At 65.3% G+C, this 12,162-nt stretch carries 12 protein-coding genes; 7 read left to right on the forward strand and 5 right to left on the reverse strand.

All coding sequences use genetic code 11. From position 1 onward, the window contains the following. Positions 1-155: 155 nt before the first annotated feature. Together ACIA76_RS26120 and ACIA76_RS26125 are read left to right on the forward strand one after the other, a co-directional pair. A complete protein-coding gene (locus ACIA76_RS26120) occupies positions 156-1,745 on the forward strand; it encodes a threonine/serine exporter ThrE family protein (protein WP_397155031.1) in 1,590 nt (529 codons plus the stop codon). Positions 1,746-1,928: 183 nt separating this feature from the next. Then, on the forward strand, positions 1,929-3,029 hold the full coding sequence (locus tag ACIA76_RS26125; RefSeq protein WP_397155033.1) for a fatty acid desaturase family protein: 1,101 nt from the start codon (positions 1,929-1,931) through the stop codon (positions 3,027-3,029). 21 nt (positions 3,030-3,050) lie between these two features. On the opposite strand, the gene ACIA76_RS26130 is transcribed toward ACIA76_RS26125, so the two are convergent. Further along, complete coding sequence (locus tag ACIA76_RS26130) at positions 3,051-3,860, reverse strand: DNA/RNA helicase domain-containing protein (protein WP_397155035.1); 810 nt, start codon at positions 3,858-3,860, stop codon at positions 3,051-3,053. Between ACIA76_RS26130 and ACIA76_RS26135 the strand changes: the two genes are divergently transcribed. Next, entirely contained in the window at positions 3,826-4,005 is a 180-nt protein-coding gene (locus ACIA76_RS26135; protein WP_397155037.1) for a MazG-like family protein, read from the forward strand. The genes ACIA76_RS26130 and ACIA76_RS26135 overlap by 35 nt on opposite strands. Before the next feature lie 35 nt (positions 4,006-4,040). On the opposite strand, the gene ACIA76_RS26140 is transcribed toward ACIA76_RS26135, so the two are convergent. After that, entirely contained in the window at positions 4,041-4,976 is a 936-nt protein-coding gene (locus ACIA76_RS26140) for a hypothetical protein (protein ID WP_397155039.1), read from the reverse strand. A 360-nt stretch (positions 4,977-5,336) separates the two neighbouring features. Here ACIA76_RS26140 and ACIA76_RS26145 point away from each other — a divergent pair, with 360 nt between their 5' ends. Further along, on the forward strand, positions 5,337-6,287 hold the full coding sequence (locus ACIA76_RS26145) for a hypothetical protein (protein WP_397155041.1): 951 nt from the start codon (positions 5,337-5,339) through the stop codon (positions 6,285-6,287). A 61-nt stretch (positions 6,288-6,348) separates the two neighbouring features. Then, positions 6,349-7,341 carry a TauD/TfdA family dioxygenase gene (locus ACIA76_RS26150; RefSeq protein ID WP_397155043.1) on the forward strand — a complete coding sequence of 331 codons (993 nt, stop codon included), beginning with the start codon at positions 6,349-6,351 and terminating at the stop codon, positions 7,339-7,341. A 13-nt stretch (positions 7,342-7,354) separates the two neighbouring features. Here the strand turns inward: ACIA76_RS26150 and ACIA76_RS26155 are convergent, their stop codons facing one another. Continuing rightward, positions 7,355-8,476: a trypsin-like serine peptidase gene (locus ACIA76_RS26155; RefSeq protein WP_397155045.1), complete on the reverse strand. Its 1,122-nt coding sequence runs from the start codon at positions 8,474-8,476 to the stop codon at positions 7,355-7,357. Between the two features lie 367 nt (positions 8,477-8,843). Here ACIA76_RS26155 and ACIA76_RS26160 point away from each other — a divergent pair, with 367 nt between their 5' ends. Then, complete coding sequence (locus ACIA76_RS26160) at positions 8,844-9,647, forward strand: HugZ family protein (protein WP_397155047.1); 804 nt, start codon at positions 8,844-8,846, stop codon at positions 9,645-9,647. A gap of 20 nt (positions 9,648-9,667) precedes the next feature. Here the strand turns inward: ACIA76_RS26160 and ACIA76_RS26165 are convergent, their stop codons facing one another. Both ACIA76_RS26165 and ACIA76_RS26170 read right to left on the reverse strand, forming a co-directional pair. Beyond that, positions 9,668-10,522, reverse strand: a complete 855-nt coding sequence (locus ACIA76_RS26165; protein WP_397155049.1) for an ATP-grasp domain-containing protein — start codon at positions 10,520-10,522, stop codon at positions 9,668-9,670. Between the two features lie 81 nt (positions 10,523-10,603). Next, entirely contained in the window at positions 10,604-11,167 is a 564-nt protein-coding gene (locus ACIA76_RS26170) for a GNAT family N-acetyltransferase (protein ID WP_397155051.1), read from the reverse strand. Positions 11,168-11,355: 188 nt separating this feature from the next. Between ACIA76_RS26170 and ACIA76_RS26175 the strand changes: the two genes are divergently transcribed. Next, a complete protein-coding gene (locus ACIA76_RS26175; protein WP_397155053.1) occupies positions 11,356-12,129 on the forward strand; it encodes a helix-turn-helix domain-containing protein in 774 nt (257 codons plus the stop codon). Positions 12,130-12,162: the final 33 nt, after the last annotated feature.

A 12,162-nucleotide genomic window follows, 5' to 3' on the forward strand; every position in this document is an offset into this window, starting at 1 on the left:
CTGGTAGCAGCTTTCGGGGCCGGGGTTGCCGAGTATGTCCGTCCGCGGTGTCGTCGCTGGTTTCGCTATTCCGTCCGGCACTGGATTGGAGATCATGCTCAGCACGATTGATATGTACCCACGGTCCGCGGCATGGGCGGGCTGAGTAGGTCGCTATGGGACGGATCCGTATCGGACGTACTCCCGAACCGATCGACCGGACCGGCACCGGTGCGGATGAGGTCGGCCATCGCGGACGGTCGGCCGAAATCATGCCGAAGCGGCGACCTCGCAAGTCGGCCGCCGGTTTCGCCGATAGTGCCCGGCAGGGGGTCCGGCAGCGTCGAGCTCGAGTAGCGACCGCCGAGCAGCGGCGCGATATCAGGCTGTTGCTGCGCGGGAGCATCTACTCGGATGTCTCGCCCTCGCCGACGGCGACCGGGGAGGAGTATTCGGCCCGTCAGGTCATCGACTTCTGCCTGGACCTGGGGGAGGTGATGTTGTCGTCGGGAGCCGATGCGCGCAGTGTCGAGGTGGCGATCGTCGCGGTGTCGGCGACCTGGAATCTGGCCGCCGTGGAGCTCGATTTTCCAGGGTCGTCGATCCATATGGTGTACGCCGTGCCCGACGAGCCGACCACCGCCGGATTGCGGGCTGTGCGCGACGCGGGTGCCGACCTGCACCGGCTCAACAACGTGTACGGCGTTGTCGACGACATCGTGGGCCACAAGGCTGATATGACCCAGGCCAGTCAGCGACTCGTCGAGGAGATGCGGTCGGGTCCGCGATGGCCCTATCGAGTTGTCGCGGGCGCCATGGGAGTTCTCGGCGTTGTCGTCGCATTGCAGGCCGGCGGGACCTATCGGTCGGCGATCGGCGCTTTCGGTCTGATGTTCGTGCTGATGTATCTCGGTAAGGTCCTTGGAAGACGTTATCTTCCAGCATTTTTCGTCGCCGTCGCGCAGATGGCGCTGGCGACGGTGGTCGGCAGCCTTGCGGTGGCCTACAGCCCGATCGATCCGGCTGAGGCAGCCAGTATGGTCGCCGCGTGTGTGGTGCTGCTGTTGCCCCATCCGTCGATCGTCGCGTCGGCGCAGGACGCGATATCGGGATTTCGGGGCATGGCCGTGGTGCGTGGCCTGGGTATCGGCCTGATCGTGCTCGGAATGGTCACCGGCATTCTGGCGGGTCTGGCGATGACCCGATGGGTGCATCTCGAGGTCGATCCATCGGCGATCCGTTTGACGGGCCTGACGCTGTTCTGGGCGCTGTTCGCCTCGGCGGTCGCCGCCGCGGCCAATGCCTTCGCTCAGGGGGCCACCGCGCGGGTGGTGCCGATTTCCATGGCAGCGGCGGTATTCACGCAGCTCGTCGTGCAGTTATGTGCGCGTGCACATATCGGACTGCTGTTGTCGTTGATGCTCGGTGCGGCGGCGCTCGGCGCCGTCAGCACATGGACGGCGGCCCGGCTACGCATATCTCCGGCATCGATAATCGTTCCAGCGTTCTGCGGCGCCTTGCTGCCGTCGCTGGCGGTGTCCTATTCATTGCTGATGTTCATCGGACATTCGCCAGGATCGGGAGTGTCTTTCGCCTTTTCCGTGCTCACCACGCTGGCAATCGGTGCGGGCCTGGTTTTAGGCAACTTTGTAGCGACCGGTGGAGCGCGTCGCATGGTCAGCATGCGCACCCGGATCCGCTCGGCGAGTCTCGACACCGAGCCGCGACCGACGGCCCCGGAGGCCAACGCACAGCTGGATTCGTAACCACGGGACCCGCTCGTCTGCGTAGGCTACTGCCAGGGTGGTGCGCTTGACCGGACGGCGTTCGATCCCGGTTCGCGGTATCACACCGCAGTCCGATTCCATGTCATACCAAGGGATTACATGGAACGAGAATCCGGTCGATAGCTTCGGTGGCATCTCGACTCGGCTCTCTCAGGAAGATCTATGACGACACCGGCCTTGGCCCCAGAGTCAGTTCCACGGTCACCGCGGCGCGGCGCCGATGGTGATTACGCCCGTCTGTTGCGCCGGATCTCCGACGCGGGACTGATGAACCGGCGTCCCGTCTACTACGCCATCCGGCTCGGCCTCGTCGGGATCGCCTTCGTGTCCGGCTGGGCCGCGTTCGGCCTCGTCGGCGACTCGTGGTGGACGCTCATGGTCGCGGCGTTCATGGCTGTGACATGCGCACAGGTCGCACTCGTCATGCACGATGTCGCGCACCGCCAGGTCTTCCGGCTGCGGCGGCCGACGGAAGTAGTGGGCCGAGTCGTCGGCAACGCCGGCATCGGCCTGGCCTACGGCTGGTGGCAGGACAAGCACACCCGGCATCACGCCAATCCGAACCACGAGGAACTCGACCCCGATGTCGCGCCCGACGTTCTGGTCTGGTCACAGCGGCAGGCGCGGGCCAGCCGTGGTCTGCCGCGTCTCATCGGGAGGGCGCAGGCGTACCTGTTCTTCCCCCTACTGCTGCTGGAGGGCATGAACCTCCATGTGGCGGGCGTGCGTGCGCTCCGAAATCGATCGGTCAAACACCGCGGATCGGAGGGCGCGCTGCTCTTCGGTCATTTCGCCGCATATCTGGTCGCGGTGTTCGCGATTCTGCCCGCCGACAAGGGAATTGCGTTCATCGCTGTGCACCAAGCGCTGTTCGGCCTGTACATGGGCTGCGTCTTCGCCCCGAACCACAAGGGCATGCCGACCCTGACCGGCGACGACCGCCCCGACTACTTACGCCGGCAGGTGCTGACCTCCCGCAACGTGCGGGGTGGCGCGCTGACCGACCTTGCCCTCGGCGGCCTCAACTATCAAATCGAGCACCATCTGTTCCCGAGCATGCCGACGCCGAATCTGCGTCCCGCCCAGGTGATCGTCCGCGACTACTGCGCCGAAATCGGCGTGCCCTACCACGAGACCGGACTGATCTCCTCTTACCGTGAGGCCCTGCGGCACCTGCACCACGTCGGCGCGCCCCTCCGCACCACCGACCGACATCCGGCGTCGGAAGAACCTTTCCCCGTCCGGGCAGCGGAGACAAAGTAGGCCGCAGCGACTCGGCTTTCGTCAGAGTGACGGCGCCAGCCCTGTCAGTAACTCTTGCGTCGTCGGGTCGACCGCGTAAATGACTACGCCTCGCAGGCCTCGGGTCAGCAGGACCTTGTAGGTGTTGCGGATAAGGATCTCGACATCGTCGTCGAACAGTTTCTTGTTTCGTAGCGGCGAGTCCTCGGTGGCATCGCGCCGTACTGCCAGGCGTCCGTTCTCCACGGCGATGTCGGGGCCGAGAATGACACCGGCCCAGTCGTATTCGAATCCCTGCGCGGTGTAGATGCAGCCGACTTGTTCGAAACCGCGTGGATCGGTAGCCCACAGCCATCCCGGTGGTGCCTCGCCGGTGATGGTGTCCTTGAACTTGTTCCACGGTTTGCGCCAGTCGCCGATGACGACGTCGGGTTCGAGCGTCCCGTCTTTGCGTGGTTCATGGGTCCACGGCCAGCAATAGCCCGCAGCGATCCGCGCGGCAGCCCCAGCGTCGGCCTGTGCGCGCAGGAAGTCTTCCATCTGCTGTGGTGAACGCGCTATGCGTACGTCGAAGTCGTCGCCGCTCCACTGTGTCGGCTTGCCGTGTCGCAGGCCGATCAGTTGCAGCACCCACTCGTCGTACTCGGCGCTGCCGCCGCAGCGGAACTGCCCTTCGAGCGCGATATGGTGCACCAGATAACCTTTTCGGGCCGCATGATCCCGGATCGCCTTGGGGGTGCCGATCTCGTCCGGACGAACGACCTGGTGTTCGTCCAGGAGAAATACCGAGGCGATCACGGCGGACCCGGCGCGGCGCGTGCGCGTCGAGGAGGAGATCGCCGACGTGTTCATCTACCTGCTTCGGCCCGCCGATGTACTGCAGGTGGACCTTGCCGCCGCGGTCGACTCGAAGCTGCGGAAGAACGCCGAACGTTACCCTGTGGAGCTGGCTCGCGGCCGGGCAGTGAAGTACTCGGAGCTGGAGCGTGGCAACTGAACTAGGGGACCGGCTTCGGCGTCGGACCAGAGGTCTTACTGAAGCCGGTGTTGTTGCGGCAGGCCGAGGACGGCCGGCTGGACGGTCCGGGTTTCCGCCACCAGATCGCTGAGAGGATGACCGTGGGTGTCCACCGCAGGCCGGGACAGATGGAGTGCGGTATGGAAGTAGCCGCCCGACTCCTTGCCCTCAGGGGCCTGGCCAGCCGATGTCACTGCTTCGATGGCGTAGCGGCGCTCGTGGATGCTGGTGAAACGGCGTTGCGGAAAGGTCGGCGAGGCAGTCGTTTCGGTGATCAGGCCGGCCTCGGCCAGACATTCGGCGATATGGCGATACGAACCGGTGCGCAGCACGAACGCCGCGACCCACACCGGCTCTTCGGTATGGGCCAGCAGTGGCTGAAAGGTACGGCGAGACAGGAAGCTTGCCCCACCGGTGATCGTGATCAGACGCGTACGTCGCGCGGCGCCCAGCAGTGCCGCGGTGGGCGGCGCGGTCTCCAGATTCTCGGCGAAACCCTGGTCCAGTAGGCCGACGGTGCACGCATAGGCGATGGCATTGGCGGCGGCGTCGAGTCCGAAAACCGGAACCGCGTCCGGGCGTCGACGGGCCGCATAGAAGGTCCGGTCCCATTCGATCAGCTCGGCGGTTTCGAGGGCCGCCGCCTGCGGTGACAGGTAATGCGCATACAAATCGTCCAGTGTGAGCTCGTAATTGAGCAGGGCGGCGTTGATGCCGTAGGAGCAGCAGATGTCGAGCACCGCCGTCGGCTCCGCACCCCGCGCGTCTCCAGCTCTGGTGCGGGCGGCCACCGTGCGACGGAAGATCCCTTGGGCGTGATGAGGTGTCCGATACTCGTACGCCTCGAGTGCCCGGAAGTAGGCTCGGGGATCCGGCTGGTCGTAGATATCGTCGAAGGGTGTCATGGCCTTCTGGCCCGGGCAGACCGTATCGTCGGCCTTGTCATCCATCGCATGCTCTCCCTTGTCCGAGCGTCCAAAGACGGCACCAGTCAACCAAATTCGGTCGAAGTCGGCATCGCGAACTCGGCTGACGCCACTGCCGGGACCGGAGCGGTGAAAGATCTTCTCCGAGCGGGCATTCGGGCTGGAGCGATGGGTGTCGGTACCTATCCGCGTGGCCTTGTCCCGGGATACTGTTGCGGCATGGATGTTTCGGTCACAGCTCCGCACCCGCCCGTGGCTGTGTTCCGGGGCCCGGGGGATGGGGGAGTCGTCCCAAATCTGAATGCTGATATCCGGGTCGAGGCGCAGCGGACGGCGATGATGTTGGCCGAGATACCGACTCACGCCGGTCCGGTTGAGCGCACCATGGCCGTACAACGTGCCGTGGCGGTGGTCGGCGAGCTGGTGGGTGCGTTATCGGCCGAGGCCGGGCCGGTCGTCGGTGAGGAGCTGCCCGCCGAGTCGGTGAGTCAGTCGTTTTTCCGGGTCCGTGAGGTGGATCTGTCGGATCAGCAGGCGGCCCTGCATGGGGTGCTGGTCATCTATCGCGGTCTGCGGGACCTGTGCCGGGCCCCACTGTCGGGCGCTGACTTGGCGGTGGAGGTCGCGGGTATGGCGCAGGCCGCGCTCGACCTCACCGGCGCCGCGACACCGGACGGGCCGTTATCGGCCCCGGTGGCCATTCCTATGATGCCAGAGGCAGTCTCGCTGGAGAGCGAGTGGACCGCGCGGTGGTTGGTCGGACATCAGGTCCATGTGCTGTTCAATATCTGTGCGGCGGTCGCGGTGACCGATGTTGTGCACCATCTGCGTGCCGGCGCGGTCGATGCCGCGTTGGTGCGGCTCGGGCATGCGACCACGTACGTGCGCGGTTTTCCGGCGGCGATGACCCATGCCAGCACGATCCCGGTGGACTACTACATGGCGTCGGTTCGTCCCACCATGGCGCCGCCGGAGGTCACGATCCCGTTGAGCGGCCGACAGCATCGCGGCTACAAGACATTCCGCGCCGCGATGAAGGATCTGCTTGCCGTGATGCCGGATTCCTACGAGCAGTTGGCCGCCCGCGATCCGGAACTCGCCGAGGCTCGGGGCGCGTTGCTCGAGGCCGACCTCGTGGACGCCGAACGTCATGTCACGCTGGCCTATTCGATGGTACGAGTGCGTCGCTCCATCGCGCAGAAGCCCACCGGCCCGGACAACGCCGTGGGCGAGCTGCGGTCGATGCGACATCGGCGGGCGGCACAATACGCGCCGCTGATCCGGTTCGGCGACCACTACATCGCCGATGCCGTCGCGGCCATGCGGCATGGATGAGTCGACAGTACCTGGCCACCAAGACATTTCCGTCCAGATCCCGCCGGACCAGGAGTACGCGTTGATACCCGAGATCGCTGATACCGCCGTAGACGGCATTGCCGACCTCGAACTGAGCCCAGCGGACACGGCCGGGGTTGATCAGCTGGCTCGCGCCCTGTGTGGCGGTGAGTCGGACCGGGTCGACGATCCTGAATGGGTCGCCCGGGCCCGGCACGCCTGGGACGGGTTGCCGTTGTCGCTGCGTCGTGGTGTGCGACAGTTCCGGCGGCACTCGGGATTTCGCGGATCGCTGATGATCCGCGGCCTGCCGGTCGATGAGGCGAGGTTGCCCGCCACGCCGTCGACACCGGATTCGGTGCAACGGGACGCGACCGTCTCCGCGGCGGTGCTCACCATGATGGCGTGCGGGCTCGGTGATCCCGTCGCTTACCTGGCCGAGAAATCCGGCGCCCTGGTGCAGGATGTGGTGCCGGTACGGGGGAAGGAGACCTTCTCCGGAAACGCCGGGTCGGTTCTGCTGACCTTCCACAACGAGAACGCCTTTCACGTACACGAGCCCGACTATGTGCTGCTGCTGTGCCTGCGCGCCGATCATGATCGGGTCGCCGGTCTGCGCACCGCCTGTCTTCGCGAGGTGCTACCGCTGTTGACCGGCGCGAGCCGGGAGGCGTTGTTCGCACCTGAATTCGTCACCGCGCCACCGCCGTCCTTCGGCTCGGATCATGCGGCGATCCCGCCACAGCCGCTGCTGTCCGGGTCGGCCGACGACCCGGATATCCGGATGGCCACGATCGCGACCACCGCGCTGACGCCGCGCGCCGAGGCGGCGCTGGCCGAATTCGGCCGAGCCTGCACCACCGTCGCCCGCATCACCAAGCTCACGCCCGGCGACCTGGTCATCGTGGACAACCGAGTTACGGTCCACGGCCGCACCGCCTTTCAACCCCGCTACGACGGCGCGGACCGCTGGGTACAACGCACCTTCGCCATTGCCGACCTGCGCCGCTCTCGCGACCATCGCCCGCACGACGGATACGTCATCGCCCGTTGACCACCTCGCCCACTTATCGGCGTTCAGTGCGACCCTGTGGAGGTGTTGCGGTAGTGGCGTTCTTGTCCGGCAGGCGGGTGTCTCGTCCCGACTCGCTGATGGCGGTCCAGTACAGGAGTCGGGTGTTCTCGGTGAAGGTCGCGGAATAGGAGATCTCGGGTGTGTTTCCGCCTTGTTGGTAGCCGCCGATCACGCCCATGATTTCACCGGAAGGGTCGGCGAACGGTCCACCGCTGGTGCCATCGGTGTATCCGGGGCAATTGAATTGCAATTGGTGCGGTATGTGCGAGTCGGTGAGTGCGTTTTGACAGATCACGGGCTCCTCGGTGGAGTTCGGGTAGCCGATTACCTGAACCACTCCGGACGTCGGTTTGCCGAAGACGATATTGGCGGCGCCGGTCGTGTTCTGGACCGCCGCGCCGCTTCCATCAGCCGAAGCCAGCTGCAGAAACCCGAAATCGTTGTCGATGTCACCTTTGGCGTTGGGATCGCCCTTGATGCCGACCTTGATGTTGGGGTCGACCGCGGCATCCCACTGGGGGTCGGCCATGAAGCGAGTCGCTGTCCAGATTCCGTAGGGAAATACGTTGTCGTGATAGCCGGGGGCAAAGGCTATGTTGAGATTGCCGGTGCGGGAGGCTCCGCCTATGCAGTGCGCGGCGGTGATCACCAGGTTACCGAGCGGGCTGGATACAACAGTGGCAGTGCAGAAGTGGTCCAGCAGTCGACCGCTATCGCCGGTATGAAAGAGCGCGCCGACCACAGGCACTCCAGCGAAAGACGACACCTGGCCGTAGACAGCAGGATTCGGCCTGAATGCCAGCGGATCAGTCGGCACTCCTGAGGCAGGATCGGTCGGCGCTGCCGACGCCGCAGCCAAATCTGTTGCCGGTGTATCGAATGCGCCTGCCGCCAATAGCGTGACAGCGAAGGCGCCGACCAGCGGGACCTGCCACCATCTGACCGCCGCTCCGCGCCGCCGCTGACCGCCTGCGTTCGGATCGCGGCGCACTCGAGAAGATATATACATCAGTAGGTCCCTTGTCTGTGATCGACCGTAGTTCCGGAGCAGCGATCGCGCTTGCAGAAGTTCGATGATCGAGTAGCACATCGGGATGTCGATGGTCGGATCCATTCGATAAATCCGAACCGCATCCGATTACCCAGCGATCGGATGAACATTCGAAAGTCATGACACGCAATGCCGGACGGCTGGCTCGAGATGTAGGGTTCGGGATGTTTCAGAGAAATAGTGACATGGCGGACAGTTCCGGACAAGCTGGGAAGTTCGCCCCGGCTCCCCAGTTGAACACCGAACGCGCGCAGAACGGGTGAAGTAGCGCGTCATCAACTGTCATTGCCTGCTCCGCTCGGTCCGCCCCGTCCACGATGACGCGGCCGCGCCGGTCCCGCCGCTCGTCCCCACCTGAACACGCCATCCCCGGCTGCTACCGAGGAACGTCTGAACGGCGTTTCGCCATGGCTTGCGGAAGACTGGTGGCATGACTCTCGATCATGGGGACCCGGGCGATGCGCCGTCGATGCCTGCGCCGACCGCGCCGATCGCCAATCCGGTTCGTCCTTCGGCTGCCGAGGAGGCCAGAACCGTTGCGGCTGCGACCAATATCGCGACGCTGGCGAGTTTGAGCGAGGACGGCACGCCGTGGGCGTCGTTCATTACCTATGGGCTGCTGGACGGACAGCCGGTGTTGTGCGTGTCACGGTTGGCCGAGCACGGGCGCAATCTGACCGAAGATCCGCGCGCCAGTGTGTCCGTGGTCGCACCGGATATGCCCGCGGATCCGTTGGCGGGCATCAGGATTACCCTCGCCGGTGTCGTCGAGCGGCCGTCCGGGGACGAGGCAGTGGCGGCACGGGATGCGCATCTCGCGGCGGTGCCTGCGGCCAAGTATTACATCGACTACAGCGATTTCGCACTGTGGGTTTTGCGGGTGCGCCGGGTTCGGTGGGTCGGCGGGTACGGCCGGATGGATTCGGCGTCGGCCGAGCAGTACGCGGCGGCCATGCCGGATCCGATCGTGCCGATGGCGGGGCGGGCGGTTGTCCATCTCAATGACGATCATGCCGATGCGCTGCTGGCGATGGTTCGAGCGTTCGGCGGCTATCCCGATGCGACCGCGGCGGTATGCGAGCGCGCCGATCGCTACGGTCTGGATCTGCGGGTGAGCAGCCCGCGCGGGGTGGCGCGCACACGGGTCGGGTACTCGGCGCCGCTGGACTCCATCGACCAGTTGCGTGCGGCAACAGTCGAATTGACGCATTCCGCGCGCGCGGCACTGGCCTGAACCGACCAACCGTCCCGCGGTCAGTCGCGGAACCCCTCGCGGAGGACAGTGATCACTGTTTCGGGTGGGATGCTCTTCGGGCGGTCGCTGACCTGCCCATCGCCGATTTCGATCAACCGCCGGACTCCGTCTTCCCGCAGTGCGAAGTCGGCCGTCAGAAAGGGGAGACGAAGGTTCGCGATCAGTTGGCCGGCCGGTGCGGGATCGAAATCGGTAGCGGGCAGATCCTGAGGCGTGTCGGGGTGAGGGCCGATCACCGTGCAGATGCCGTCGACCCACCACGTGCGTACTTCGGCCGATGAGAAACGCTCGAAACGTCGCAGAACGAATCCACCGGTCATGTCCTCACCGCGCAGTTCCCGGAATCTCTGTGCCACACCCCAGGCGGAGTCCGCGTCGTCCAGCTCGGGGATGAACGCCGCTTCGTTCCAGTAGTGCTTCATCGACTTGGTGTAGTCACGCAGTACTGCGGGACCGGAACCGAGTTCCTCACGCGCACGGTCGAATCCGGCGCGATCATCACCGACTGTCCATACCGACCGCGGCGTCACGTCGGCGACCGAGGAATACCAGCCCGGCAGCTCGTGCGCCCGACGGTACTGTTCGGGACTGGTCCTCAATGTGACCCCGCGTCGTCGCAGTGCCGCGGCGAACGCGGCGTACTGCTCGCTACGCAACATCCAGCCGCGATAACACGCCGTATCGCTCGTTCGGACCGCGCGAACCGCCTCCTCGGCACCGCCGGGTCTGGTCAACGCGTCATGATCGACCAGCGCGACCTCCATTCCGGCCGCGCGGGCGGCATCCGCCTCGGCGGCGAAATGCTCATCGGCACGACGAGGACGAAGCACATCGGCGGGAACGAGCAGCATCATGGATCGCATCTTGGCGACTGAATCGGCCCTTCTTCAAGTCGTTTTCGCGCTGGACGCGCGCCCTGCGGCATGAGCCGACGGTCAGCGGCGGTGAGGTCGGATTCGGGTGGCAGTGCGGATGTGTCGATGGCCTTTGTTGGGAAAGGCGGGCGGCGCCGCCGGGAGCAGCTCGCGCAAGGCGAAGCCGCATTTTTCCGCCACCCGGCAGGAGGCGCCGTTGTCTTCCTCATGAAGCAGGTCGAGCCTGGTCGGTTCGATCATGTCCTGCTCGTTCAACGCCCACCGTGACATGGCTTCCAGGGCACGGGCGGCGATACCTCGACTTCGAGCGTGGGCCGCGGTCCAATAGCCGACCTCGGCTATATCTGTGTCGACAACTTTCAGCAGCGTGTGGCCGACGAGTGGTCCATCGTGGCTGTCGGTGACCACCGCAAAACTGAACCGCGTGCGGGCAGTCCAGCCGGCAGCCTGAGCGTGCAGCCAGTTCCGCGCATCGGTTTCGTCGTGCAGCGGAGCTGTCAGCCAGCAGCGCAGGCCCGGATCACGATGTGCCGCAACTAGAGACGGCAGGTCGGCGGGCCGCCAGGGCCGCAATCGCAGCGCGGCCGAGCTTTCCGTCTGCGGCACAGTCAAGATGATCGTCACGGACACCATTCTGTGCCGCCGAGCTGAGGTAACGGATCGCTTCGACCGGACCAACGCCCGCCCAGCGGCTACTCAGCGCGTGTCGTCGGTGGGCCCTGGTTCCGCGTCCAGCCGGGCCGAGCGGCTCCGAGATGAGGCGGATTCCAGGGGTCGTCGCAACACTCTCGATTGGAGAGGTTGTTGCGCCCGTGTCGTTTTCGGAGGATCTTGCTCGGTTCGGTGATCGATTGGCCCGGCTGGTCGATGCCGGGGTCACGGTGAACGATGCTGCCGCGGAATTGGGGATCGAGCCGCAGCGTTGTTACGCGATCCTGCGGGCGAGGGGCTATCGGGTGGGGACCCCGAAACGGCGCTCTGATCCGGTACTTCGGGAACGTATCCGGTTGGCATTCAACGAGACTGGGTCGGTGAACCAGGCAGCGCAGGCGGTGGGTGTTTCGCATCCGATGGCGCGCCGGATCTTGGTCGCGGCGGGGCTGGTCAGCGCGATCAAGGCGAGGCGGGGTAAACCCGAGGCCAGGAAGCGGTTCCTCGAGTTGGTCGAGGCCGGTTGGTCGACGGCGCGGGCCGCTGATGAGGTCGGAGTGAACGTGCGGACTGCGCGGGCTTGGCGTGATGGAGTGCGGAAAAGCTTGAACAGCAGGAGAATTCGCGTCGATGGCACGGTGGCCGAGATCAGCGATGAGGCGCCCGTGGTGATCAGTGACCGTTATCTGTCGCTGCCGGATCGGTTGGTGATCGCCGACGGACTGGCCGTGGGACTGTCGGTCACCGAGATCGCCGCCCGGATCGGCAAGCACAAGTCCACGGTATCGCGCGAGGCCCGGGCGCATCGCGTGCAGGGCCTCTACCTGCCTTATCAGGCTCATCGACAGGCCTCGCTCGCTCGTGCTCGCCCTAAGACCGTGTCTTACGTGGTTGTGATTCGGTTCTGCTGCGTCGGATCCGGTTGTGCTGCATGATGTTCGACTTGTGGTCGATGAGTTGTCCAAACG

Origin of the sequence: Nocardia sp. NPDC051570, assembly GCF_044454005.1 — a bacterium.
Classification (GTDB): Bacteria; Actinomycetota; Actinomycetes; order Mycobacteriales; family Mycobacteriaceae; genus Nocardia.